The sequence below is a fragment of the Salinivibrio sp. PR6 genome (genome assembly GCF_001995955.1).
In the GTDB taxonomy this organism is placed as follows: domain Bacteria; phylum Pseudomonadota; class Gammaproteobacteria; order Enterobacterales; family Vibrionaceae; genus Salinivibrio; species Salinivibrio siamensis.
Genome location: NZ_MUFA01000003.1, coordinates 201,645 through 224,551, shown reverse-complemented (window position 1 = coordinate 224,551; position 22,907 = coordinate 201,645). Strand labels below are relative to the sequence as shown.

Annotated in this window: 22 protein-coding genes; 8 read left to right on the top strand and 14 right to left on the bottom strand. The window is 49.7% G+C overall.

The window, feature by feature from the left end:
- The 4 genes from BZG72_RS03660 to BZG72_RS03645 all read right to left on the bottom strand — a co-directional run.
- A partial coding sequence (locus BZG72_RS03660) for a transposase (protein WP_158009986.1) occupies nucleotides 1-146 on the bottom strand: 146 nt, incomplete at its 3' end.
- Between the two features lie 72 nt (nucleotides 147-218).
- Entirely contained in the window at nucleotides 219-899 is a 681-nt protein-coding gene (locus BZG72_RS03655) for a hypothetical protein (protein ID WP_077666116.1), read from the bottom strand.
- 519 nt (nucleotides 900-1,418) lie between these two features.
- A complete protein-coding gene (gene fghA, locus BZG72_RS03650; protein ID WP_077666115.1) occupies nucleotides 1,419-2,255 on the bottom strand; it encodes an S-formylglutathione hydrolase in 837 nt (278 codons plus the stop codon).
- A 38-nt stretch (nucleotides 2,256-2,293) separates the two neighbouring features.
- Nucleotides 2,294-3,442 (bottom strand): S-(hydroxymethyl)glutathione dehydrogenase/class III alcohol dehydrogenase, encoded by a 1,149-nt coding sequence (locus BZG72_RS03645; protein ID WP_077666114.1) that lies wholly within the window; start codon nucleotides 3,440-3,442, stop codon nucleotides 2,294-2,296.
- Between the two features lie 142 nt (nucleotides 3,443-3,584).
- On the opposite strand from BZG72_RS03645, the gene BZG72_RS03640 reads away from it, so the two are divergent.
- Entirely contained in the window at nucleotides 3,585-4,481 is an 897-nt protein-coding gene (locus BZG72_RS03640; RefSeq protein WP_077666113.1) for a LysR family transcriptional regulator, read from the top strand.
- A 91-nt stretch (nucleotides 4,482-4,572) separates the two neighbouring features.
- On the opposite strand, the gene BZG72_RS03635 is transcribed toward BZG72_RS03640, so the two are convergent.
- From BZG72_RS03635 to BZG72_RS03620, 4 genes are all read right to left on the bottom strand, one after another.
- On the bottom strand, nucleotides 4,573-6,177 hold the full coding sequence (locus BZG72_RS03635; protein ID WP_077666112.1) for a methyl-accepting chemotaxis protein: 1,605 nt from the start codon (nucleotides 6,175-6,177) through the stop codon (nucleotides 4,573-4,575).
- A gap of 166 nt (nucleotides 6,178-6,343) precedes the next feature.
- Entirely contained in the window at nucleotides 6,344-7,381 is a 1,038-nt protein-coding gene (locus tag BZG72_RS03630; RefSeq protein WP_046076038.1) for a DUF2955 domain-containing protein, read from the bottom strand.
- A 12-nt stretch (nucleotides 7,382-7,393) separates the two neighbouring features.
- The gene (locus BZG72_RS03625) at nucleotides 7,394-8,452 is read right to left on the bottom strand and encodes an HlyD family secretion protein (protein ID WP_077666111.1); all 1,059 of its coding nucleotides are present in this window, start codon (nucleotides 8,450-8,452) and stop codon (nucleotides 7,394-7,396) included.
- A 22-nt stretch (nucleotides 8,453-8,474) separates the two neighbouring features.
- Nucleotides 8,475-8,951 (bottom strand): MarR family winged helix-turn-helix transcriptional regulator, encoded by a 477-nt coding sequence (locus BZG72_RS03620; protein WP_046075728.1) that lies wholly within the window; start codon nucleotides 8,949-8,951, stop codon nucleotides 8,475-8,477.
- Nucleotides 8,952-9,154: 203 nt separating this feature from the next.
- Here BZG72_RS03620 and BZG72_RS03615 point away from each other — a divergent pair, with 203 nt between their 5' ends.
- Nucleotides 9,155-10,447, top strand: coding sequence for an alpha/beta fold hydrolase (locus tag BZG72_RS03615; RefSeq protein ID WP_077666110.1), 1,293 nt, complete (start codon nucleotides 9,155-9,157; stop codon nucleotides 10,445-10,447).
- A gap of 414 nt (nucleotides 10,448-10,861) precedes the next feature.
- The gene (clcA, locus tag BZG72_RS03610) at nucleotides 10,862-12,256 is read left to right on the top strand and encodes a H(+)/Cl(-) exchange transporter ClcA (protein WP_077578407.1); all 1,395 of its coding nucleotides are present in this window, start codon (nucleotides 10,862-10,864) and stop codon (nucleotides 12,254-12,256) included.
- Here clcA and BZG72_RS03605 read toward each other — a convergent pair.
- Nucleotides 12,250-12,915, bottom strand: coding sequence for a substrate-binding periplasmic protein (locus BZG72_RS03605; protein WP_077666109.1), 666 nt, complete (start codon nucleotides 12,913-12,915; stop codon nucleotides 12,250-12,252). The genes clcA and BZG72_RS03605 overlap by 7 nt on opposite strands.
- Before the next feature lie 106 nt (nucleotides 12,916-13,021).
- Complete coding sequence (locus tag BZG72_RS03600; protein WP_077666108.1) at nucleotides 13,022-13,567, bottom strand: TetR/AcrR family transcriptional regulator; 546 nt, start codon at nucleotides 13,565-13,567, stop codon at nucleotides 13,022-13,024.
- Between the two features lie 108 nt (nucleotides 13,568-13,675).
- On the opposite strand from BZG72_RS03600, the gene BZG72_RS03595 reads away from it, so the two are divergent.
- On the top strand, nucleotides 13,676-14,197 hold the full coding sequence (locus BZG72_RS03595) for an HPP family protein (RefSeq protein WP_077666107.1): 522 nt from the start codon (nucleotides 13,676-13,678) through the stop codon (nucleotides 14,195-14,197).
- Nucleotides 14,198-14,268: 71 nt separating this feature from the next.
- Here the strand turns inward: BZG72_RS03595 and BZG72_RS03590 are convergent, their stop codons facing one another.
- Nucleotides 14,269-15,153, bottom strand: coding sequence for a LysR family transcriptional regulator (locus BZG72_RS03590; RefSeq protein ID WP_077666106.1), 885 nt, complete (start codon nucleotides 15,151-15,153; stop codon nucleotides 14,269-14,271).
- A gap of 102 nt (nucleotides 15,154-15,255) precedes the next feature.
- Between BZG72_RS03590 and BZG72_RS03585 the strand changes: the two genes are divergently transcribed.
- The 4 genes from BZG72_RS03585 to BZG72_RS03570 all read left to right on the top strand — a co-directional run bounded on the left by BZG72_RS03585 (nucleotide 15,256) and on the right by BZG72_RS03570 (nucleotide 20,041).
- Nucleotides 15,256-15,756 carry a lactoylglutathione lyase family protein gene (locus BZG72_RS03585; RefSeq protein ID WP_077666105.1) on the top strand — a complete coding sequence of 167 codons (501 nt, stop codon included), beginning with the start codon at nucleotides 15,256-15,258 and terminating at the stop codon, nucleotides 15,754-15,756.
- 506 nt (nucleotides 15,757-16,262) lie between these two features.
- Nucleotides 16,263-18,233, top strand: coding sequence for a PTS mannitol transporter subunit IICBA (locus BZG72_RS03580; RefSeq protein WP_077666104.1), 1,971 nt, complete (start codon nucleotides 16,263-16,265; stop codon nucleotides 18,231-18,233).
- Between the two features lie 67 nt (nucleotides 18,234-18,300).
- Nucleotides 18,301-19,449, top strand: a complete 1,149-nt coding sequence (locus BZG72_RS03575; protein WP_046075721.1) for a mannitol-1-phosphate 5-dehydrogenase — start codon at nucleotides 18,301-18,303, stop codon at nucleotides 19,447-19,449.
- 61 nt (nucleotides 19,450-19,510) lie between these two features.
- Nucleotides 19,511-20,041, top strand: coding sequence for an MltR family transcriptional regulator (locus BZG72_RS03570; RefSeq protein ID WP_046075720.1), 531 nt, complete (start codon nucleotides 19,511-19,513; stop codon nucleotides 20,039-20,041).
- A gap of 302 nt (nucleotides 20,042-20,343) precedes the next feature.
- Here BZG72_RS03570 and BZG72_RS03565 read toward each other — a convergent pair whose 3' ends face one another.
- The 3 genes from BZG72_RS03565 to BZG72_RS03555 all read right to left on the bottom strand — a co-directional run bounded on the left by BZG72_RS03565 (nucleotide 20,344) and on the right by BZG72_RS03555 (nucleotide 22,859).
- Nucleotides 20,344-21,531 carry an acetate kinase gene (locus tag BZG72_RS03565; RefSeq protein ID WP_077666103.1) on the bottom strand — a complete coding sequence of 396 codons (1,188 nt, stop codon included), beginning with the start codon at nucleotides 21,529-21,531 and terminating at the stop codon, nucleotides 20,344-20,346.
- A gap of 146 nt (nucleotides 21,532-21,677) precedes the next feature.
- A complete protein-coding gene (locus BZG72_RS03560) occupies nucleotides 21,678-22,058 on the bottom strand; it encodes a hypothetical protein (protein ID WP_077666102.1) in 381 nt (126 codons plus the stop codon).
- A gap of 318 nt (nucleotides 22,059-22,376) precedes the next feature.
- Nucleotides 22,377-22,859 carry a TetR/AcrR family transcriptional regulator gene (locus BZG72_RS03555; RefSeq protein WP_046075717.1) on the bottom strand — a complete coding sequence of 161 codons (483 nt, stop codon included), beginning with the start codon at nucleotides 22,857-22,859 and terminating at the stop codon, nucleotides 22,377-22,379.
- Between the last annotated feature and the right edge of the window lie 48 nt (nucleotides 22,860-22,907).

Below are 22,907 nucleotides of genomic sequence, written 5' to 3'. Positions count from 1 at the left end.
CATTTCGATAGCATGAATGGATGGATATCAAGCGCCTCTGCAACCGACTTCACTGTTCGATGCGTTTCATAGCTCCATTCAACCGCTTTCAGCTTGAAGTCTAGTGAATATTGCGCTGTCTTTTTACCCGTTTTATAGGCTGGCATACTGACCTCCTCAGGTCGTCGATGCGTGTCCAGTAAAACGGATCAAGTCCAGAATCCGTCTTAAAGCGTTTGTTATATTTTTTCTATTCCGAGCTTATCCCTAAACACTTTAACAATATCATCAACAAGTTTCGTTAACTCACCGTTGTAATAGTTTTTCAATTCAGTACGCATATCTTTTAGCTCGTCTAGAATTTCTTCAACTTCATCTCTACTGCACTCTTCTTCGATTATGATTTGAACGTAACTTTCCGATAATTCATAAAACCTATTGCTCAAATTCTCTATTTTTTCATAAACACTAGATTCTATGAAAATTGCATTGTCTAGAAGAATTGATTCTAGCTGCCTAGCTGCATTACTTGTCAGTTCAGCTTTCTCTTTATAAAAGCGAAAATCCCTCGCGTCTTGACTATCAACGCCTTCGTGTTCTTCTAAAGCTGAAACTGGGTAAGGTTTTCCATTAGCAAACTCTCTCGCATTTTTCAGAAGTACAGACAACGCACTGTAGACTGTCTGTATAGCCTTTGCAGTCTGTGCATCAACTCTTGAGTTTTGAATATTACGCTCGTGAGCAAATATTGATAAAGAGTTTTTCAAGCTCTCAGTCTTCTCAGTAAGCGTGGCTTGGTAATTAGCCATATCCTTTCTAAATCGCTGTTCAATAAGCTGCTTAGCCAAAAATTTAGCTACAAGAATAGCGCCAGTCGCACCACCAACTAAAGGATAAATAAATGTTTCTATAAACCACATGTAACTTTCCAATTCAGACTGTACCTAAAAAAAATATAACATTGTATTAGTGCGCACGCACGATTTCCCAAAACCGTTATACGCACTCTTTTCTACCTAATAGACTGTTATTATTAGAATTTCTTACCTCTAGTGGATACTGCTCTTCCGTGAAAATGTGCATGCCGCCTATCTCAACTCAGGCATTCACACTTTCCCCAAGTATCAAGCTGTAACCTCATGACTTATAGACTCTTTTAATCATCCATTCTGGGATAGTATGAATCTGTCACGGATAAACGTGCACGCTATTTGCTGTATCTAGCCGATAAGCTGTAACCATGCATTTACCACGCTACCGCCGATCAGTTGTCGGCACCTAACACGCCATTTATTGGCTATTTTACGGATTAGTGTATCAAGCGTTGTTTTGCTTTTCGTGCGCTATTGTCCAAAGTGTTAGCCAAGCCATGTTTTGTGAAATGGGTACAAAAAAAGCGGCCTGGGGGGCCGCTTGGGTCTCGACGTTTTTTCTGTGCCTTACCGCGCAAAGCGGGTGGCGTGGAAGGCGAGGTGTTCATCAATAAAGGTACTGATGAAAAAGTAGCTGTGGTCGTAGCCGGGTTGCATGCGCAAGGTGAGCGGGGAGTTGTGTTTCTCTGCCGCTTGTTTCAGGGCTTGCGGGTTAAGCTGCTCGGCCAAAAAGCCGTCTTTGTCGCCTTGGTCCACCAGCATCGGCATGGCGGTGGGGCCTTGGGCGAGCAACACGGTGGCATCATAAGCCTGCCAAGTTTGTTCGTCATCACCTAAATAGGCGCTAAAGGCCTGTTTGCCCCACGGGCACTCGGTAGGATGACAAATCGGGCTGAACGCTGAAATGCTGCTGTAGCGTGATGGATTACGCAAGCCAATCACTAACGCGCCGTGGCCGCCCATGCTGTGTCCGGCAATCGCGCGCTGGTTATTGACCGCAAAGTGCGATTCAATCAGCTCCGGCAGTTCGTTGGCGACGTAGTCGTACATCTGGTAGTGCGACTGCCATGGCGCTTGGGTGGCATTGACATAAAACCCCGCCCCTTGGCCGAGATCGTATTGATTGGCGTCCGCCACACCCTCGCCGCGCGGACTGGTGTCCGGCGCTACAATCGCCATACCCAAGGTGGCGGCTTGTTTAAACGCGCCGGCCTTTTGCATAAAGTTTTCGTCAGTGCAGGTCAGGCCCGAGAGCCAAAAAAGCACCGGCACAGGTTGTTCTTTCGCTTTCTCTGGCAGAAAGATCGCAAAGGTCATTTTGCCGTTGGTGGCTTTAGAGTCATGCTGCCAACGTTGGTGCCAACCGCCTGCGACTTTGTTTTCGCTTATTTTTTCTAGTTGCATGGTTATTTTACCGCCGCGTTGCCACGGCGGCCGTCCTATTATTGGTCCATGTGGATCACGCTGCGAATGCTTTTGCCTTCGTGCATCAGTTCAAAGGCGCGGTTCACGTCATCAAGGCCCATGGTGTAACTGATAAATTCTTGCAAGCCAAACTCACCATCGAGGTAACGCTCGACAATACCGGGCAGCTCGGAGCGGCCTTTAACGCCACCAAATGCCGAGCCTTTCCAGACGCGCCCTGTCACTAGCTGGAACGGACGGGTCGAGATCTCTTGGCCTGCGCCGGCAACACCAATGATCACTGACTCGCCCCAGCCTTTGTGGCAGCATTCCAGCGCTTGACGCATCACATCGACATTGCCGATACATTCGAACGAGTAATCGACGCCGCCGTCGGTCATCTCCACAATTACTTGCTGGATAGGTTTGTCGTGGTCTTGCGGATTAATCACATCAGTGGCACCCAGTTGCTTGGCCAGGGTGAATTTACTTTCATTAATATCAATGCCAATGATACGGCTCGCGCCGGCCATACGTGCGCCGATGATGGCTGACAGGCCAATGCCACCCAAACCAAAAATCGCCACCGTGTCGCCTTTTTCTACTTTGGCGGTATTCATCACCGCGCCCATGCCGGTGGTCACGCCACAGCCGAGCAAGCAAACTTCTTCTAGCGGTGCGGCTTTGCTCACTTTCGCCAATGAGATCTCAGGCAATACGGTGTATTCCGAGAAGGTCGAGCAGCCCATGTAGTGGAAAATGGTCTCGCCGTTGATAGAAAAGCGCGACGTGCCGTCAGGCATCAAGCCTTTGCCTTGGGTTTCACGTACCGCGCCACACAGGTTGGTCTTGCCAGATTGACAGAATTTACACTCACCACATTCCGCGGTGTAAAGCGGGATCACATGGTCGCCCACGTCCACGCTGGTGACGCCCTCGCCAACCATTTCGACAATCCCGCCGCCTTCGTGGCCGAGAATCGAGGGGAAGACGCCTTCAGGATCGTCGCCCGATAAGGTGAACGCATCGGTATGGCACACGCCGGTGGCGACGATTCTGACCAACACTTCACCCGGCTTGGGCAGTTCAACATCGACCTCTTCCATTTTCAGTGGTTGACCGGGTCCCCAGGCGACCGCGGCTTTGGATTTGATATGTGTTTGTCCTGGCTGGATGGTTAGTGCCATTGGAGGTTCCTTTCTGTTCTTGTTAATTGCATACCTGACTATGCTAACCAAGTTAGATTTAGTTATAATCCCGCAAATTTGAAAATTATTATTTCACTCACGAAATAATGTATATGTGTGTATAGAAACAGGATAGACAGCAATGGCGCCCCACTGGGAAGGACTTAACGAATTTTTATCGGTCGCCGAGCATGGCAGCTTCACGCAAGCGGCCAATAAACTCGACACGACGGTGGTGTCAGTGAGTCGTCGGGTGGCTGCGCTCGAGGCGTATTTAGGGGTGAAGCTGTTTCATCGTACTACGCGGAAGGTGTCGTTAACCGATGAGGGCGAACTCTACTATCAGCGCTGCCGACCGCTGATGGCCGCGTTAGTGGATGCCGAACAAACCATTACTCAAGCTCAGTCGTTACCTGCTGGGCCTATTCGCGTCACCGCACCGGTTAACTTTGGTGAGCAATATATCGCCCCGCTGCTCGCGCCATTTATGGTGACGTATCCGCAAGTGGCGGTGGATTTACATCTGACTAATCGGCGAGTGGATATGACAGATACCGGCACCGATGTGGCGATCCGCATTGGCCACTTGCCCGATTCAAGCCTGAAAGCCAAGCGACTCGGGTCGCGGCAATTAACCATCTGCGCCAGCCCGGACTATTTGGCCTTAAATGGCCGCCCCGAGTCGCCCAGTGCGCTCAGTCATCACAGCTGCTTAGTGGGATCGAACGAGCATTGGCACTACCAAAGCGGCGGCAAAGTGCGCACGTTAACGGTATCAGGCCGATTGCGCTGCAATTCAGGCGTGGCATTGCTCAATGCCGCCAAGCATGGATTAGGATTGGCTCAACTGCCGCATTATTACGTGCAATCCGCGTTGGCAAGCGGCGAGTTGGAGGAAGTGTTAACCGATTATCGGGTAGAAGATGAAGGCATTTGGGCGCTGTATCCGAGCGGGCGGCAGTTACAGCCCAAGGTCTCAGCTTGGTTAGCATTTCTGGCCGAGCACTTACCCGCCCAGCAGCTACGAACAGGCATTTAACTGCCTGGTTCGATTTCAGTGTGATGCGCGAGCTGGCAAAAAATCGCCAGCACAAGGCTGGCGATAGAGGTTGCTCGGGGTAAACGCTCAATTAGTCGCGCGCCGCCCGCAATGCGCTCTCGGCAGGTTTAATTGCCGAGATTTTAAATGCGCCGACATGGTGATCCAAGGTACGCGCTAAACCGGCCAAATCTTGGCTGCTCGCCTCAAGGCTGTGGCTATCATCCAGCCCTGCTTGCGCCGCTTGGTTTACCGTATCCATATTGACGTTGATTTCATTCGCCACGCTCGATTGCTCTTCCGTCGCCGTCGCCACATGGGTGTTCATGTCCAAGATGGTGCTAACTTGCGTGGCAATGCTTTCGAGTGCGGTCAGTGCTTGCTCGGTGGCACGGTTGCCCTCAGTGGTCAGCGCTTTGCTGGTATCCATGGCATCAACCGCGTTTTTCGCCTCTTGCTGAAGCTGATCGATGGTTGATTGAATTTCTTCGGTCGATTGCGAGGTTTTAGTCGCCAAACTGCGCACTTCGTCAGCCACCACCGCAAAGCCACGTCCCGCTTCGCCCGCGCGTGCTGCCTCAATGGCTGCGTTTAGGGCAAGCAGGTTCGTTTGCTCAGAAATCCCCCGGATCACATCCAGAATCGACACAATGGATTGTGTGCGCTCGGCCAGTGAGGTGATCACCGTCGACATATTATCCATCTCGGTATCGAGCTGGTTAATCGTCGCGGTTGCTTCGGCCAAGGTTTGCTTACCGGCTTCGGTTTCATTGTTCGCCGACGAAGCGGAGTCCGCGGCATTCGAAGCACTTTGTGAGATCTCATTGATGGTAGCGATCATCTCATTCATCGAGGTGACCACCAGCAAGGCTTGTTCGCTTTGCGACTCACCACGTTTCAGCGAGTGCGCCGCTTTATCACGCAGCGATTCGGCCGAGCGCCCCAGCTCTTCACCGGTTTCCACCACATTGGCAATGATTTGGTCGATTTTTTCCACAAAGGTATTAAACGCCTCTGAGATACGAGTGATCTCGTTATTCCCGGTCACCGGCAAGCGCACCGTTAAATCACCGTCGCCTTTGGAGATATCGGTCAGCGCATGCTCTAAGCCTTTGAGTGGCGCGAATAAACGGCCTAATAGCCATACCAGCACCAGGGTACAACCAATAAAAATCAAGCCAATCGCGGTGAGCTGGGCAATGGCGATACCATTAGCAGCGGCATCGACCTCCGTAATCGGGATGCCAACATCAAACGCGCCCCACAGGCGGCCATCGACATAAACCGGCATCATAATGTCGTATACCCACACATCTTGCACATCGGCATACCAGCGAGAATGCTGCGGTTGGCCTTGGCCGGCACCGGCGACGGTATAGTTATCGCTATACACCTTGCCCAGCTTTTGGGTGTCGCTGTGGGCAATGGCTTTGATGTTTTTATCAATCATTACCGCATAGCTGATGTCGTCGCGACCTTTGAGATCCGACACCATGTCTTGTAAATCGGCGGTGGGAGTAGAAGAGTTTTCTAAAATGTATTCAGCACGATCGGCCAGGAGCTCAGCCTGTGCTTGCGAACGCTTGAGAATAATGTTGTCTATCTCGTCATGCGAGATAAAGGTGGTTGCGGTGATACTGGCAATCGCCGCAACGGCAAACATGGCGCATACCACGATCAGGATGAGTTTTTTCACTTCGCTGACTTCCTATCTGTGCATCATAACTGCCATGGAGCATAGCGACAGGTCGGAGGAGAAACAAGCGATACCTCGCAAAAGTCAAATTAGGATGGGATGTTTACCGCAAAAATAACCATTATCGATTGACTAAAGCGAGGAATAACTTTGGTGGTTCAAACGCTTACGCGGCACCAAACCGGGTCGCGGAAAAACAGTTAAGCAGCTTGTGCACCATAAAACACAACATCAAGGTGAGCACGATAGCCACCAGGTTGCTACTCACTCTGTATAAGGCATCATACATAAAGTCTTGGTTCGGGCTTAAGTATTGCCCGAATAAGATCCCAAGCGTGGCCATCGCACCAAACCCCACACCTGAGCCACCGGCCTCCTTTAAGTGGGCGTTGGCAAACAGCATGGTGCCTATCCATAGCAGCGGGATTACTAAGATCAGCACGTTAAACCAATCATATAAAATGACTTGGCAACCAATCCCATAAGCGACACCCAGTACAGTGCCTATCGCCCGCTTTCGTGCATAGCTGAGCGATCCGTTCCAATGCATAGGGAACAGTAACAACACGGTGGTGGCTTGTGCTGAAATTGAATCGCGCAAGTCAAACAACTGGAAGATGAAAAACGAGACCGTGGCCAAGGTTGCGCCCATCAGCGCTTCGTGTCGCATCCGGTGCGATTGTTTTCCTCCTGCCGGTGCGGCGGGCGGCTGACGCGGCGTGACATCGGGAATTAACCAGGTCACTAAATACGCCACCGCAACTGATAACACATTCGCGCCCAGGTTACCGAAGATTAAGGTGTTAATCGGTAAATCGGGATAGCTGGCAAAGTGAAGCATAATGCTCAGGCTTAACACACTGTTGGCGCCAAAAAGAAAGAAGCGCCCTTTGGACATACAGGCAAACTTATAGGTGAAAAGCAAAAACACCAGCGGTGTCATTAAACCAGGGTGTGCGCCAAACAGTCCCCCGAGCAGCCCGACTTCTATCCCACTGATCACCGCGGAGGCGAGCAATTGACGCGCGGCACGACCGTTAATCACGGGTACAAGTCCAAGCAACAACATCGGCGTGACAGTAAAAAACACCCCGAAGCTAAAACCGAAAAACTTACACACCGCAAATCCGAGCGTCGCACCGGTGGCAATGCGCGCGCACTGGCGCACATCGTTATCACTTAAGGGGTGATGCCATAACCTCATCGTCAGCTCCCCTTAGTAGATGTAATGCAGCATACTCAAAAAGCCAACTTGCGCACGGGCCAGCCACTGCGTTACTGCGCTTTCAGGCATTAACTGTACCGTGGCGCGAGCCCCGGTTGGCAACGAGTGGCCAGGCCATTCGTCGAGCTGAATGTGCAGGCGCATTCGCTGCGCATCACGCACCCAACGGTTGGAGTTAGACGGTGACGCCAGTTGACCATTGGCATCGATTTGCCCAGCACTGACCCCGGCATCGACACTGCTCACGTGTCCCGCGTAAAGTTTGCCCGGCTCGCTATCAAAAGTGACATTCACTGGCGTGCCGGTGTGCACATCGCGGACGCTTTTTTCGCGAAAGTCGGCAATCACATCGGCGCGTTCAGACACCAAGGCCATCAGCGGTTTACCCGCACTGGCATAAGCCCCTACATCCAGCTGCAAGTTGGTTACCACCCCATCATGGCTGGCTCTAACAGTGGTGTAGGATTGGTTAAGCTGGGCTTTTTTTAGTTTACTCAATGCCACTTGTTCGGCGATATTGCTGGCACCGTCACCGCCACGTTGAATTTGAAGGGCACTGACGCGCGCTTTCGCGGCTTCCCATTTAGCACGGGCAGTGTTAGCCGCACTGATCGCATCATCACGTTGCTGCTGCGAGACACCATTTTTAGCGAACAAAGCTTTTAAGCGTTTTGCTTCACGCGCTTTTTGTGCCAAGACCGATGCCAATGCTGAGACGTCTTGCCGCGCGGCCATCAGTGAAGCATCCAATTGAGCGTTAGTCTGTCTTGCCTGGGCAAGGGCGAGTTTGGCTTGGTCGACCGCAATGCGATAAGGCGCACTTTCAATCCGAAACAGAATATCGCCTTGGTGAACCCGTTGGTTGTTTTCTACCGCCAGCGCACTGACCGGCCCACTGACTTGCGGGGCCACTTTAGTCACCGTGCGCGTGACCATCGCGTGAGGCGTCAGCGGCATCAAGTTATCGGCGGCCAAAAAGTAGCCAAAAATCAAAACAAAACTGAGGGCGGCCACTTTTACCCAACGTGCAAATTTTTCATCTGGTGTCATTCGTACTTCTTACCTCTATTACCTATTCTTCTGTGCCGCAGTCGTCTTCGGTGGTGGCGGTATAGTCCATTGCATTTTGATTAATGGTGACCAACACCCGCTCCAAAGCGTCAAAATCTTCAGCCGCAATACCAGAGAGCAAATGCTTGCGCACCCGCAACACCCGCGCTTCGATGCGTGACATTAAGTCACTACCACTGTCGGTGACATGCACCGTACGGGTGCGCTTGTCCTCGGGCGAGCAGCGCCGTGTGATCAGCCCCTGCGCTTCTAAATGCTTCAACGTGCGCATTAGCGAGCCCAGTTCAATTTCCAGCGCCTGTGCCAATTCACTTTGGCTGATGCCATCCCCCAATCGGCGCAACATCCAAAGCGCACTCCAACGTGGATAGCTCAGCCCCAGAGGCTCAAGCTCTGAATTCGCCACACGGCGCCATAATCGCGCCGTGCGCCCTAAGTGCTCAGCGATAGACATGTGTTCGGGATTGGGCGATGTCATCGAGTTTTCCTTCCATCGTAAAAATACTTAGCAGGCTAAGTAATTCCAGGCAGACACTATAAAATAGTTAGCAGGCTAAGTAAATAGAAAGGTGACGAGCGTCACAAAAACATAGCAGGTTGCTTGGATGAAACGCGCTCGCTGCTCACCACCATCTCTGGTAATCTATCTCGCGTCATCTTTTTGTTTGTAAAGGAATTACCATGCAAAATCTGTGGGATCGCCATCTCCGTTATCGCAGTCATCATATTGATGTGCCGCTGGATCATAATGACGCTAACAGCCCCTATCTCTCGATTTTCGCCCGCGAAATCGTCGATACGCGTAAAAATGAACAAGCGTTACCCTGGCTGGTGTATTTTCAAGGTGGACCTGGCATGGAATCGCCTCGCCCTAATGGCGCGACCGGTTGGCTAAAACGTGCCTTAGACGATTACCGCGTGTTGTTGCTCGACCAGCGCGGCACAGGATTAAGCTCGCCGGTGAACCACCAAACGCTTGCCCATCTCACGCCTGCGGAGCAAGCGGACTATCTGAGCCATTTTCGTGCCGATAGCATCGTGAAAGACGCCGAGTGTTTGCGTGAGGCGTTAGGTATCAAGCAATGGGCGATCCTCGGTCAAAGCTTTGGTGGGTTCTGTGCGCTCACCTATTTATCTTTCTTTCCGCAATCGCTATCGCGCGCGTTTGTCACCGGCGGTATTCCGCCGATTGAAGGGCATGCCGATAGGGTGTATCAAAAAACCTATCAGCGCGTGGAAGATAAGAACCAGCAGTTTTTCGCTCAGTTCCCCGATGCACAAGCCCGCTGCCACGAGATTGCCCAGTATTTGCAAAACAATGCGGTGACGCTGCCAAACGGTCAGCCGTTTACGGTGGAGCAGTTCCAAACCATTGGCCTAAATCTCGGCCGCGGTCATGCGGGGCTGCCGCTTTATTATTTATTGGAACGAGCCTTTATTGAGGTGAATGGCGAGCGTGTGCTGAGCTATCCATTCCTTGATGCGATGCAGGCAGAACAAGGGTATTTAACCAACCCTTTCTACGCTATTTTGCATGAATCGATTTACTGCCAGCAGCAGGCCTCGCAGTGGTCAGCCCATCGGGTGCGTGATCAATTCCCGCAGTTCCACTATCAGCCCGATCAGCCGTTTCGGTTTACCGGCGAAATGGTCTATCCGTGGATGTTTGATCAACTTGCCACGCTCAAACCACTCAGAGAGGCCGCGATGTTGTTGGCGGAAAAAACCGATTGGCCGGCGCTTTATGATCTCGAGGTGCTCAAGCACAACACGGTACCGCTCGCCTGTGCCACCTATGTGGATGACATGTTTGTTGAGTTTGATTACTCCCGCCAAACCTTGGCAAAGATTGCCAACAGCCAAGCGTGGATAACCAACGAGTACGAACACAACGGTATCGGCGTCGATGGTGAGCGTATTTTGGATCGCCTGATAGCGATCGGCGATAGCCTTGCCGCTATTCAAGGCCAATGACGCCCCGCTAAACCAATGACGATGGCCATGCCTTTGCTGCTTTGGCATGGCCACACCACGGTTACCGATCCGATATAGCGGCTGCGGACATTTTCAGCGCAACAAACTGTGATCTAATTCAAATCAATTATTGGCGCTGACGAAGGTGGTACGCTGGCTGACAATACGGTGCACACCGATAAAACGTATAAAAATGTTCGCTTACGGCTGCCTCGTTAGTGTATCGCTTACTCCCGCGGGTTTTGTCTTTATCACTGGACAATGAAGTATCTGTCGAGCGCTTGCATGTTCCATTAATTGGCGTAGTATAAATGCGTTCTCTCAGGGAATAGGACGTTCCCAGCACGATGTTGGCGTAGGAAGTTGTGCCACCGTACATCGTCACTTTTCTTTTCACACTTTGCGTTCACACAGATGAAAATTGTAAGTAAAACAGGCAAGAAGAGAGCCATCTTTTACAAATCTAGTGTTTTCTTTGATAAATTATGGTCTCGCGACAAAACGCCCGTTTCTATCCTTTTACTCGCGGTAGTCATTGGCTTTTTAGGCGGCGTGGTAGTCACCCTTTTCGAGCTCGCCATCCACTCACTGTCTCAGTCCAGAACCGAATGGTTAGACAGTAACATCAACTCGATGATTCCATTGGGTGTGCTCGCGTTTCTTATTAGCGCGGGGCTCGCCTTACTCGGCTATTGGCTTGTTCATCGTTTTGCCCCTGAAGCGGCAGGTTCGGGGATCCCAGAGGTTGAGGGCGCGATGGAAGGCATCCGTCCCTCTCGATGGTGGCGAGTTATTCCAGTGAAGTTTTTTGGCGGTTTAGGCGCGTTAGGCTCTGGCATGATTCTCGGCCGCGAAGGCCCAAGCGTGCAAATTGGTGCCAATATTGGCCGAATGGTCACCGATACCTGCCGCATCAAAGACAGAAACAGTAACCAAACCTTGCTCGCCTCCGGTGCTGCAGCGGGGCTGGCGGCGGCTTTTAATGCTCCATTGGCGGCTATCATGTTTGTGGTTGAGGAAATGCGACCACAATTTCGCTATACCTTAATTTCAATTAAAGCGGTGATCATTGCTGCGATTATGGCCGATATCGTCTTTCGCTATATCAATGGCCAAGAGGCGGTAATTGTATTACCACAATACGAAACGCCGCCACTTATTTCGCTGTGGTTCTTTCTCGTTCTGGGCTGCTGTTTTGGGGTATTTGGCGTACTGTTTAATTTTCTGATTATGCGCTTTCAGGATTTTTTCCAACGCTTTTATCAGAAAAGCCAAAAACGGATCTGGTTAGTGGGTGCCACGTTAGGCGGCTTTTTTGGCTTGCTACTTATCTATGCGCCTGAGCTGACCCATGGTGGCATTAATTTAGTGCCAGATTTCGTCACCCTCAATTATTCAATCAGTGCCCTGCTGTTTATCTTTATGGCACGCACATTACTGACAGTGATTTGCTTTAGCTCGGGTGCGCCTGGGGGCATTTTTGCGCCCATGCTGGCGCTAGGGACCTTGTTAGGCACAGTGTATGGGTTAGTGGTTGCCAATATGTACCCTGATATGGGAATAGAGCCGGGTATGTTTGCGATTGCGGGCATGGGCGCTCTGTTCGCCGCGACCGTGCGCGCGCCGATTACCGGTATTTTGCTGGTGATTGAAATGACCAACAACTATTATCTGATTTTGCCGTTAATCATCACCACCCTCGGTGCCACCTTGGTCGCACAGTTGCTTGGTGGACAACCAATTTATACGGAGCTATTGCGTCGTAAAGTACGCGAGCAGAAACTTCGGATAGAAAATGCATCTCAATGAGGGATGCCGTGTTTTTCGAGTAGAGCGGTTATTTCTCCGCTCTTTTTCATTTTGCGTATACTAGCGTTCAGTGGCTCAATAAGAGCTTGATGCCGCTGATGAATCGCCAAATAAATGGGAATGGATTCGACAGGACTGTCTGCCATGCGTACGGTCGTCAGTTGCTCTTTTTCGAGCATACTTGCGATGCCCGCATAGCCCACCATCGCCTGTGCACGATTACTATTCACCATGTTTAACGCAGCCCTTTCAGTTCTTACGGGCACCATATCCCACTGATATTTATCCGCAATCATCAGCGCCAATTGATCACCAATCACCCCCACCACACGTTGATAATCTTCAGGATTAAGCACATACGTGTGCCCAAACAAATAATAGTCAACGGAGAACAGTGATTCTGTGGGATAAAGCACCTGAGGCGTGTCTTGGTAGACCAATCGCGTGCGACCAAAGTCAATATCAATGATCCCTTTAGCGAGTGCATTCTCCGCTCGCGCTAGCGGCATTTCTATCCAAGATAGTTCGATGTTTGAGTCAACGGCGTCAAAAACCTGCTCGACGATCGTTTTGGTCGCGGATGATATCGCGCCCGTATGATCGCGGTATGCAACAGTCAGTGTGTTTGCCAGCGCACTCAACGGCAACCAGCAAACCATTAATATCCACCATCTCGTCACATTGCCACCTCAGATTATCTTTGCACTCTTAGAGATTAGAAGACAGGAGAAGCGTCGTCCATGCGCAGCACGTGACACTGTCACGTTATGTCGATGGCGATGCACTCGAGATATGCTTTAACATCGCAAGACATGACGCTCTACTGGGCACCTCACCAAATTCGGCGCGTACGATTAGCCCCTCTAATAACGTCATCACGGTGTCAACAGCGTCAACCTCCTCAGATCCGACAATCCCTTCAATCACATTGCGAATCTTTTGCTTATGCGCTTTGGCAATCTCTGTAATTTGACCGTCTGTGGCACTCTTAAATTCGCCAATCGCATGCATAAACATACAACCCTTAAAGTCGTCTTGTTTGAACCACGCCAGATGCCAATCCAGTAAAGCCGTCAATTGGGTTTCTTTATCCTGATGTGCATCAATAGCCTGCTGTAATCCTTGCTCGAACCTTGTATGACGCGCTTGAAGCACCGCCTCAATTAAAGCCGCTTTAGCGCCAAAGTGGCGGTACATCGAAGTCTTTGAGACCGCGGCTTCATCGCGGATTTTGTCCACGCCTACTGCCGTGTAACCAAACTGGTTAAATAACGACTCGGCCACCGCCAAGATGTGATCGCGCTTGCTCATCATGCTCTCCAAAAAATGCTTGCTATGAAGTGTACCGATCTGTACTCTTCATGGCAATGTGTACAGATCGGTACGCTTTTGATGAATGTAATTAAATAAGGAACGAGTATGAAACGATTAAAAGGTGGCGGTGCGTTACCGCCTAAACCGACGTGGATTCAACTAACGAAAGGCTTGCTGGGTGGATTTTTGGGCATTCTCACCTTGCTAGTGCTTAATCAAACCACCGGCGTACCCTGGCTGATGGCACCATTTGGCGCAACCTGTGTGATTTTATTTGCAGCGCCTCAGTCGCCGCTCGCGCAACCGAGAAATGTGATTGTGGGTCACTTACTGACCGCCAGTGTTGGGTTGGCGATGCTGTATGGCGTGGGAAATGAAAGCTGGATGATCGCACTAGCAGTTGGCCTTGCGATTATGCTGATGCAAGCCTGCCGTGCCGTCCATCCACCGGCAGGGGCAAATCCATTGGTAATCATGCTAGCGGGGACTCAAGTGGTAGGCATCGATTATTTGTTTACGCCCGTGCTCGCAGGCAGTGTCGCACTGGTAACCATTGCGGCGGTGATCAATAACCTCGGTGAACCACATCATTGGCCTGTGTATTGGCATGGGATCAAGCGGGGCTAATCACCTGAGTTTAGTTTCTAAGTTTGGGGAACAACCAAACTTAGAAACCATTCGGAGGCTATCAGCGGTAATCACGACTGACCAACCTGCTCTTTAATGACGTTTGAAATATTGATCGCGCGCTGGGGCAGCACGCGTCCGGCAAGAGAAGAAAGGTATAAGGTTTCACTGACCGGTGTCGGTAAATGGTGAGCTTTGATCACCGATTGTTGAGCAAAAGCGGCGACGGCATTGGCGGGTAACACGGTAAAGCCGAGTCCGCGTGCAACGGGTAGTAAGATAAGACCAATTTGATTAGAAAAGCCAGATTGCTTGATGGGGCGCAACTGCGCCGTTTGGTATTGATCGAAGTTCGCTCCAAGTAATAACTCGGCGTGATGCCTCGCATCTGGATGATCAATGAATCCTAGCTGGCAGAGTGTTTCCCAAGTCGGGGATTTAACATGGCGCGGTGTCACCAGCAACAACGGCTCTTCCCCGATGGGTTCAGACTGAATATTTGGATTAACGGGACATGCGGTTGTCAGGCCAATATCAATGGTGTTGTTCAAGATGGCATTATGAATATCGCCATTTGGCGCAAAGCGATGGTTAATCGTAAGTGTCGGATACGTCACCTGGAGATCGAGCAAATGAGGATATAAACGGAGACCAACACTTCCCGGCGACATAAGACGCACCTCCCCTTCATAACCGGGATCCTGGCTGATGTTAACGGCTAGGTTATCGAGTGTTTGTAGTACATCTTTGCCTTGACGATAGAGTTGCTCTCCAGCCTCCGTCGTGACAATACCCTTTTTACTCCGAATCAGTAAGGTGGTCGATAAAGCATCTTCGAGCTTTCGCACGTGCTGACTGACGCCTGATTGGGTCATAAAACACTTATCAGCGGCTTTGGTAAAACTGCCAACATCTACCAGGGTGCAAAAGGTTTTCAGCCAAACAGGATTAACCATAACAAATTGTCATCATAACTATTGCAAACCATAATTTAACATTATGTTTGTGATACCTCATGCTTGCAACCACTGACAACGTCATCTTAGAAGGAGCAACGCATGCCAACCCCTTATCCACGTACATTTTCACACATTGGTATTTCGGTACCTGATTTGGACAAAGCCGTTCAATTTTACACGCAAGTGCTTGGCTGGTATCTCATTATGACACCTACCGAGATTGTCGAAGACAATAGTGCAATTGGAGCGATGTGTACCGATGTGTTTGGTCAAGGTTGGGAGCGCTTTCGTATTGCCCATTTATCAACCGGTGACCGAGTGGGTGTCGAGCTATTTGAATTCAAAGGTCAGCAAAACCCTGACAACAATTTCGAGTACTGGAAAACGGGCGTCTTTCACTTCTGCGTGCAAGATCCTAACGTTGAAGCACTGGCTGAACGTATTGTTGAGGCGGGTGGTAAGAAACGCATGGAGAAACCACGCTATTACTATCCTGGAGAGAAGCCCTATCGCATGATCTATATGGAAGACCCATTTGGCAATATCTTGGAGATCTACAGCCACAGTTACGAGCTTATCTACAGCGCAGGAGCGTATTAACTCTCTTGTCTGTAATGGCTACCTTGGCATTTTAACTCACCAGGCTCAACGCGATTGAGCTTGGTTTCTACCTCACACGACACCGACCTTATTCGTAATAAAAATACAAGTGTGATCTTTATCACTTGATGAATCATTATTGACCAGACTAGTAGTGTGATATTTATCACTCTCGTTTTTTATTTCACTATTCTAAAAAAATAAAGAGTGATCTACATCACTATATATTTTATAAATCAAAAATCAAAAATGTGACAAATGCTACTCTAGTTTTTATTGACAATTTTTTTTTTGCGTTTTGTGCTAAATTTACATGTTATTTCTGTGACAGGTGTTGGACTAACATATAGTTGCGAAGTGAATAATGAGAGTTGAGTCAATAAATCCCCGTTATCAGTTCTCTCGAAAAAATATGTGGTAAATTGACTGGGTACTTACTAGCCAGACGGTTTTGGCGAACCGTTCTACCACACACGTTCAATGAGAACATCAAACGGGGTATTGTTATGATATCATCTGATACCAAGATCAAGATACAGAATTTTGGTCGCTTCCTCTCGAATATGGTGATGCCCAATATCGGCGCATTCATCGCGTGGGGGATTATTACTGCACTATTCATTCCGACCGGTTGGGTCCCCAATGAGACATTGGCGGCCATGGTCGGCCCCATGATTACCTACCTACTACCACTGCTGATCGGCTATACCGGCGGTAAACTTGTTGGCGGCGAACGCGGTGCGGTTGTCGGTGCGATTACTACCATGGGGGTGATTGTCGGGACTGACATTCCCATGTTTATGGGCGCGATGATGGTTGGTCCATTCGGCGGCTGGGCGATCAAAAAATTCGATGCTTATGTCGATGGCAAAGTGAGAAGCGGGTTTGAGATGTTAGTAAATAACTTCTCCGCCGGCATTATCGGTATGCTTTGCGCGATTATCGCATTCTTCCTTATCGGCCCGTTCGTAAAACTCTTATCCAGTGGCCTCGCGGCAGGTGTGGAGTTTTTGGTCTCAGCACACCTGTTACCACTGACCTCTATCTTTGTTGAGCCCGCTAAGATTCTTTTCCTCAACAATGCGATCAACCACGGTATTTTCTCACCACTTGGGATCCAGCAAGCCTCAGAGGCTGGCCAGTCTATTTTCTTCCTCATTGAGGCAAACCCAGGTCCTGGTTTAGGCATCTTGCTTGCCTACATGGTGTTTGGAAAAGGCACCGCACGTCAAACCGCGGGCGGTGCCTCCATTATTCACTTCTTCGGTGGTATTCACGAAATCTACTTCCCTTACATTCTGATGAATCCACGCCTTATTCTTGCCGCGATTGCGGGTGGTATGACAGGTGTGTTCGTTCTCACTATGTTTGATGCAGGTATTGTGTCGCCCGCTTCGCCAGGCTCTATTTTTGCTGTACTGTTAATGACGCAAAAAGGCTCAATTGTCGGCGTCTTGGCCTCAATTATTGCCGCAGCCAGCGTGTCATTTGTGGTCGCCGCTTTACTGATGAAAACACAGAAAAGCACAGAGGGTGAAGGTGACGAAGCCTCACTTGATGAGGCGACCGCCAAAATGAAAGACATGAAATCAGGCGCTAAAGCAAGCACCTCCGCCTCCTCTTCTGCGCCTAAAGCCACAGTTAACTTTGCTGACGTAAAGCATATTTTAGTTGCCTGTGATGCTGGCATGGGCTCTAGTGCCATGGGTGCCAGCTTGCTGCGTAAAAAGGTGCAAAATGCAGGCTTAGACATTGGTGTCACGAATATTGCGGTCAATAGCCTGCCTGAGGATGCGCAGATTGTGATCACGCATAAAGATCTGACCGAGCGTGCGCGCACTCACGCGCCAACCGCACACCATATTTCACTCAATAACTTTTTAGACGGCGATGTTTACGGCCAGTTGGTTACCCAAATTCTCGCCGCACAGTATCCCGCTGCCAACGATCCGCAAGTGCTTCAAGTTCCGACGACGGCGGCAAATGACGACAGTTTCGAGCCAACCCCGGCACCTGCTTTTCAACTTCAGCGTAAAAACATTCATCTTGGCTTAACGGCCACAAACAAGGATGAAGCGATTCGATTTGCCGGTGAGCAACTTGTCAAACTTGGCTACGTAGCGCCTAGCTATGTCGACGCGATGTTTGAGCGTGAGGCATTAACCCCCACTTACCTCGGGGAGTCGATCGCCGTTCCTCATGGCACCGTTAAAGCAAAAGACGGGGTCAAGCAAACCGGCATTGTGGTATGTCAGTATCCATCGGGTGTGCAGTTCACCGACGACAAAGAGGATATCGCTAAGTTGGTGATTGGCATTGCCGCCAAAAACGATGAACATATTCAAGTAATTACCGCCATTACTAATGCGTTAGATGAGCCTGATGCAATAGATATTCTCACCAGTACTGACAGTATTGACGAGATCCTCAATCTATTGAGTGATGAAAGCGTCACCTTTATGACGTCATCCCATTAATCAACCCAATAAGCAGGCCACCTCGGTGGCCTCTCATCACCACCGTTTTTAGTTTGAGGTAAATACTATGAAAAATGCTGTTCATTTTGGTGCCGGCAATATCGGCCGCGGCTTTATCGGAAAATTGCTCGCGGATGCCAATGTCGAGGTCACCTTTGCCGATGTCGATGCGCCCCTCATTGACCAACTCAGTCACAAACAAAGCTACAACGTCAAAGTGGTAGGTAACGACTGCCATATCGACACGGTTTCTCATATCACGGCAGTCAATTCGGCAAGTGATGATGTTATCGATAAAATCGTAAAAACGGATTTAGTGACCACGGCTGTTGGCCCTAATGTGCTTGATATTATTGCCAAGACCATTGCCACTGGCATCGAAAAACGTTTCGCATCCGGCAATGAGGCCCCACTAAACATTATTGCCTGCGAAAACATGATCCGTGGTACGTCGCATCTCAAAGGCGAAGTCTATAAACACCTTGACCCCGCATTACATGAGAAAGCAGACGCACTGATTGGTTTCGTCGACTCCGCAGTTGATCGCATTGTGCCGCCGGCGGAAGCGGCGAACGATGATCCCTTAGAAGTCACGGTAGAAAGCTTCAGTGAGTGGATTGTGGATGAACAACAGTTCAAAGGCGAAATCCCAGATATTGCAGGGATGGAGAAGACACAAAACCTCATGGCCTTCGTCGAGCGTAAGCTTTTCACCTTAAACACGGGCCATTGCATCACGGCGTATTTGGGTTGCTTGAGCGGCCACCGCACCATTCGTGAAGCCATTACCGATCCGAAAATCCGTGATTTGGTGAAAACAGCGATGCAAGAAAGCGGCGAAGTGCTTATCCAACGCTACGGATTTGACCGCGCCGCTCACCAAGCGTACATCGAGAAAATTTTGGGGCGTTTCTCAAACCCCTACTTGGTTGATGAGGTCGACCGTGTTGGTCGCCAGCCTATCCGAAAACTAAGTCAGAACGATAGGCTTATCAAGCCATTACTGGGTACAATAGAGTACGGCACAGATAACCGAGCCCTATTAAAAGGGATTGCCGCAGCATTGAAATACACCAATCACACCGATCCACAAGCTGAAGAGCTTCAAGCTTCATTGGCTGAGGTGGGCGTAAGAAAGACGCTGGCGACATACACCGGCTTGGCAGAGGAAAGCCCTGAAGTTGAGGCAATTAACACCCTGTACCAGCAATTGTAAACCGCGCATTTTACAGGGGGAGTTTAGCTCCCCCGTTATAACAATAAGCAGTATTGAGTCTATGGCAGAAAATTTCGACGAAACAGACATCATTGAACGATTAAACCAAGCGCCAACCGTGCGTGGCTTTTTTGTTGCCGCGGTGGATACGTTTGAGACAGCTATTGATGGCTTAATCAAGCGGGTTTTTCGCAAAGATAACTTTGCGGTGGAATCAGTGGTGGGGCCTTTACTGCACGACACTGGGCCGCTGGGGGATCTTTCTGTGCGATTGAAACTCTTGTTTGGTCTAGGCGTGTTATCAGATGACGCTTATCACGATATTGAACAAATTATTAAACTTAAAAACCAACTGAGTAACGATGCCGACGATTACCAATTTACCGATCCTAAGGTGCTCGATGCCGTCAAAAAGCTGCGCAAAGCGAATACGATGGGCATGCTTTCGCTCGATATTGGCCCGCCGGAAGATGACGTCGATATAGAATTCTATCAGCTACAACTGCAGCGCCAACAGCAGGTGATTCGCTCAGGGTTGTCACTCGCCATCGTGGAAATCTGCAATGAATTAAGCAAAGAAAGCCCTTTTTAATGTGCCAACGTTCACCATCACTAATGAAGCAAATAGCCTGAAAGGGTTAGCCACACGCCTAGCGCGAACGCGCCTCCGAGAATCATGGCTTCCAGTAAGTAAGCCTTAATCACGTTATACAATTTCATACCTAACCAATCTTTTTTTATCTTTCGAGCATCAAATCAAAAATCGATGCACTTTGTCTACCATTATATACAAAAAGCCTTATGACGGATCACATAAGGCTTGATATAGATTGATTTTTAGGCATAAAAAAAGCGAGCCACGAAGCTCGCTTGATATCCGAGGAGGTGCGACAGCTAGGCCATTGCCATGGCTTGTTGCGCGATCACCAGCTCTTCGTTGGTTGGGATCACCAATGCAAGTGGTGACGATTGGGTGGTGATTTTCCCTGCGGCACCAAAACGCGCGGCGGCGTTGGCATCGGCATCCGCTTGATAGCCGAAAATGGCCAGCTCTTTGAGGATCATCTCACGCACTGGCAGTGAGTTCTCGCCAATTCCGCCTGTGAAAACAATCGCATCCAGGCGAGATAAAGGCACCATGTAACTTGCGATGTATTTTGCTACGCGATAAGCGAACATTTCTAGCGCCAATTGTGCACCTTTGTGGCCCTGCTCTGCCGCCTCGACCAAGCCTCGACAATCGTTCGTCAATTCCGAAACACCCAATAAGCCTGCTTTGTCGAGCAGTTCATGATGGATCTCATCGGTACTCAGGCCTTTTTTGGAGAGAAACTCTAAAATGGATGGGTCGATATCGCCACAGCGTGTGCCCATCATCAATCCCGCCAATGGCGTGAAACCCATGCTGGTATCGACACTTTGGCCATCTTTCACCGCACACAAAGAGGCACCGTTGCCAAGGTGTACGGTGATTACGTTGGTTTGCTCAGGTGCTTGGTTAAGCCATTTAGCGGCTTCACGACTCACATAATAATGGCTGGTACCGTGGAAGCCGTAACGACGAATGCCGTAATCATTATAGAGCTGACGCGAGATCGCGTAGTGATACGCTTTTTCCGGCATGGTTTGATGGAATGCGGTATCGAAAACCGCGACTTGCGGCAAGCTTGGGAAGGCTTTGCGTGCGGCTTTGATGCCCACTACATGCGCGGGATTATGCAATGGCGCCAAGGCTTTTAGCGCATCAATTTGTGCCAGTACGGCATCGTCTATCAAGGTGGCTTGACTGAAGGTTTCACCGCCGTGTACCACTCGGTGGCCAACGGCCTGCAGTTTGTCACTCAACTGATTGCTTTCGATAAGGCCCACAATGATGTCCATGGCCTCTTGATGGTGGTTGCTTCCTGCACTTAAGGTTTTCTCGGTTTTTTCACCGTCGACTTTCCAGCTCATCCGCGCGTCATCGCGCCCAAAGCATTCTCCAGCGCCGGAAATCACAGCATCGCCAGTTTGCGCATCCATCAGCGCGAATTTTAATGACGAGCTACCTGAATTAATAACGAGTACCAGTGCATCACTCATAGGGTTACCTTATTGGCAGAATTAGGGTCACGGCTCACTACCGTCACCCCATTATTAAAATATTTTTGAATAATTCAACTGTCGTTATAGTAATAGCATAATTGCGCAACAATTTACTGCTTAAGATCAAGCTAAGTGCGCACAGACTAGGCAAAAAATAAAACCGATAGATAGCTCACGGCAGCGACAGCCAACACTAATGAAAAATAAGTAACCAGGGCACGTCTCCGACGGATCCAAGTCCCTACGCCCGCGAATATGCTGCGATGTGGACCCGTCATCCCTAGGCTGAGAGCATATTGATGAGCTAGACGTTGGTGGCCTTGCGCATATAACCGCTCAAGCAGCTGGTGGACATGCGCCACTGAGCAGTGACCCAGCACAGCCATACACTCCTCATGGGGCATGACCGTGAGCAATTCAACTTGCTTGTTGAGCTCATATTGCAAAAAGGCATTGCGAGCAGCCACGATTTCTGACGTTGAAAAAGTGGTCGGTTCAGTAAAAGCGTTGTTCATTACCGTCATGGCGAATCTCCCGATTGGCAGCAGGTAACGACCATCAACAACATAGTGCTCAGCAGGGCAGAGTGATGTATAACAGCGAGAGGAGAAAAACAAAGCAGGCGGGCCAACTATCAACGACAGTCGGTAACAATGAAATGTAGCAATACCAACAGTCGCTATTTTTCTCCGTTAAGACTCGGAGGATGGTCGGTATTGTTCATGGTTATCTCCAAATACATGTGTTGCTTAGAAAGCATGACAACTATACCAAAAAACGCAGGGACTGTCTGTCAACGGAAGGTCATCTCTCACCCCATACGAACAATAATAGCCATGACATTAGGATTTCGTTTCAGCTCGCTGACGACATAACAACACACTGGCGCCCAACAGTTGCGAAAAAGCGACCGTTAAATCGGTTTGCATTTGTTGTTCACACTCTTGCTGTAGTGTTTTTAAACATCTGAATGCGGCACCATTATCGGCTTTTCCGCTGATTAACACATAAAAACAAAGCTTTAGTGTTGCTTTAAACTCACCCTCGGCATGCATCGCCTGCATCCAGCTTTTCATAAACGCATTGATGGTACTGCGAGTATCGAGGGGCGTACGCAGGCTCTCCACCAAAAAAGGCTCTAATGCGACCATAAAATCTTGCTTGCGGGGAAAGTGGTGGCTGATCCCGGTGCGCGATACGCCTGTCGCTTCACTGAGCGTGGTATAAGACATTCCTTCATAACCAAGCGCCAACAGCTGCCGCTTCGCCTCTGCCAAGATAGTCTCAATGGTTTGCTGTGTTTGGGCTTTACTGCGTTTTGGCATGCGTAATCTGTTCTCCCCGTCAATCGCCGTCATTGGCGCTGTGATGAC

Excerpts from the sequence above, each read along its gene's own strand:
- clcA (WP_077578407.1), top strand. The coding sequence starts at position 10,862 with ATGAAAATTGTAAGTAAAACAGGCAAGAAGAGAGCCATCTTTTACAAA.
- BZG72_RS03590 (WP_077666106.1), bottom strand. The coding sequence starts at position 15,153 with ATGGTTAATCCTGTTTGGCTGAAAACCTTTTGCACCCTGGTAGATGTT.
- BZG72_RS03600 (WP_077666108.1), bottom strand. The coding sequence starts at position 13,567 with ATGAGCAAGCGCGATCACATCTTGGCGGTGGCCGAGTCGTTATTTAAC.
- fghA (WP_077666115.1), bottom strand. The coding sequence starts at position 2,255 with ATGCAACTAGAAAAAATAAGCGAAAACAAAGTCGCAGGCGGTTGGCAC.
- BZG72_RS03555 (WP_046075717.1), bottom strand. The coding sequence starts at position 22,859 with ATGCCAAAACGCAGTAAAGCCCAAACACAGCAAACCATTGAGACTATC.
- BZG72_RS03620 (WP_046075728.1), bottom strand. The coding sequence starts at position 8,951 with ATGACATCGCCCAATCCCGAACACATGTCTATCGCTGAGCACTTAGGG.
- BZG72_RS03625 (WP_077666111.1), bottom strand. The coding sequence starts at position 8,452 with ATGACACCAGATGAAAAATTTGCACGTTGGGTAAAAGTGGCCGCCCTC.
- BZG72_RS03595 (WP_077666107.1), top strand. The coding sequence starts at position 13,676 with ATGAAACGATTAAAAGGTGGCGGTGCGTTACCGCCTAAACCGACGTGG.
- BZG72_RS03580 (WP_077666104.1), top strand. The coding sequence starts at position 16,263 with ATGATATCATCTGATACCAAGATCAAGATACAGAATTTTGGTCGCTTC.
- BZG72_RS03655 (WP_077666116.1), bottom strand. The coding sequence starts at position 899 with ATGTGGTTTATAGAAACATTTATTTATCCTTTAGTTGGTGGTGCGACT.
- BZG72_RS03570 (WP_046075720.1), top strand. The coding sequence starts at position 19,511 with ATGGCAGAAAATTTCGACGAAACAGACATCATTGAACGATTAAACCAA.
- BZG72_RS03640 (WP_077666113.1), top strand. The coding sequence starts at position 3,585 with ATGGCGCCCCACTGGGAAGGACTTAACGAATTTTTATCGGTCGCCGAG.
- BZG72_RS03645 (WP_077666114.1), bottom strand. The coding sequence starts at position 3,442 with ATGGCACTAACCATCCAGCCAGGACAAACACATATCAAATCCAAAGCC.
- BZG72_RS03560 (WP_077666102.1), bottom strand. The coding sequence starts at position 22,058 with ATGACGGTAATGAACAACGCTTTTACTGAACCGACCACTTTTTCAACG.
- BZG72_RS03605 (WP_077666109.1), bottom strand. The coding sequence starts at position 12,915 with ATGGTTTGCTGGTTGCCGTTGAGTGCGCTGGCAAACACACTGACTGTT.
- BZG72_RS03585 (WP_077666105.1), top strand. The coding sequence starts at position 15,256 with ATGCCAACCCCTTATCCACGTACATTTTCACACATTGGTATTTCGGTA.
- BZG72_RS03615 (WP_077666110.1), top strand. The coding sequence starts at position 9,155 with ATGCAAAATCTGTGGGATCGCCATCTCCGTTATCGCAGTCATCATATT.
- BZG72_RS03575 (WP_046075721.1), top strand. The coding sequence starts at position 18,301 with ATGAAAAATGCTGTTCATTTTGGTGCCGGCAATATCGGCCGCGGCTTT.
- BZG72_RS03630 (WP_046076038.1), bottom strand. The coding sequence starts at position 7,381 with ATGAGGTTATGGCATCACCCCTTAAGTGATAACGATGTGCGCCAGTGC.
- BZG72_RS03565 (WP_077666103.1), bottom strand. The coding sequence starts at position 21,531 with ATGAGTGATGCACTGGTACTCGTTATTAATTCAGGTAGCTCGTCATTA.